Genomic DNA, 299 nt, shown 5'->3' with positions numbered 1-299 from the left:
CGCCAAGCGGTTCGCCCGCTCGTTCAGCTCCGCATACGTCAGCCGGTCGTTCTCGTACACGACGGCCGCCTCTTCCGGCGTGCGCTCCGCCTGTTCCTCAAACAGCCGGTGGAACGCGGCCGCAGGAGCCGCTTCCGGCTGCGCCGGGTTAAACGCGCCGAGAATTTGCTCTTTTTCCGCCGGTGTCAAAATATCCAGCTCGGCAATAGTCGCCGACGGGTTGCGGAGAATGGATTCAAGCAGCTGCAAGTAGTGAGCGGCCAATTTCTCCACCGTTTCGGTTTTATAAAGAGCAGTGG

General features: G+C 60.5%; 1 protein-coding gene. It reads right to left on the bottom strand.

From position 1 onward, the window contains the following. Nucleotides 1–299, bottom strand: a 299-nt coding sequence (locus LCF57_RS09835) for an AMP-binding protein (RefSeq protein ID WP_226000526.1), incomplete at both ends; no start/stop codon positions are given.

The organism is Paenibacillus sp. BJ-4 (assembly GCF_020404765.1).
Lineage (GTDB): Bacteria > Bacillota > Bacilli > Paenibacillales > Paenibacillaceae > Paenibacillus.
Note: the sequence above shows the minus strand (reverse complement) of the source record. Positions and strands in the feature narration are given on the sequence as shown.